Annotated in this window: 1 pseudogene; it reads left to right on the top strand. The window is 47.5% G+C overall.

The window, feature by feature from the left end:
* Positions 1-427: 427 nt before the first annotated feature.
* A pseudogene (locus K0778_RS26600) lies at positions 428-769 on the top strand (DNA-packaging protein); the annotation flags it as partial.

Below are 769 nucleotides of genomic sequence, written 5' to 3'. Positions count from 1 at the left end.
GCGGGTTGTTGTTCTGCGGGTTCTGTTCTTCGTTGACATGAGGTTGTCCCGTATTCAGTGTCGCTGATTTGTATTGTCTGAAGTTGTTTTTACGTTAAGTTGATGCAGATCAATTAATACGATACCTGCGTCATAATTGATTATTTGACGTGGTTTGATGGCGTAGATGCACGTTGTGACATGTAGATGATAATTATTATCATTTTGCGGGTCCTTTCCGGCGATCCGACAGGTTACGGGGCGGCGACCTTGCGGGTTTTCGCTATTTATGAAAATTTTCCGGTTTAAGGCGTTTCCGTTCTTCTTCGTCGTAACTTAATGTTTTTATTTAAAATACCCCCTGAAAAGAAAGGAAACGACAGGTGCTGAAAACGAACTTTTGGGCCTCTGTCGTTTCCTTTCTCTGTTTTGGGCCGTGGAATGAACAATGGAAGTCAACAAAAAGCAGCTGGCTGACATTTTCGGTGCGAGTATCCGTACCATTCAGAACTGGCAGGAACAGGGAATGCCCGTTCTGCGAGGCGGTGGCAAGGGTAATGAGGTGCTTTATGACTCTGCCGCCGTTATAAAATGGTATGCCGAAAGGGATGCTGAAATTGAGAACGAAAAGCTGCGCCGGGAAGTTGAAGAACTGCGGCAGGCCAGCGAGACAGATCTCCAGCCAGGGACTATTGAGTACGAACGCCATCGACTTACGCGTGCGCAGGCCGACGCACAGGAACTGAAGAATGCCAGAGACTCAGCTGAAGTGGTGGAAACCGCATTCTGT

Origin of the sequence: Escherichia sp. XD33, from assembly GCF_019375075.1 — a bacterium.
GTDB classification, from domain to species: domain Bacteria; phylum Pseudomonadota; class Gammaproteobacteria; order Enterobacterales; family Enterobacteriaceae; genus Enterobacter; species Enterobacter flexneri_A.
This window is presented reverse-complemented; position numbering and strand designations above follow the sequence as displayed.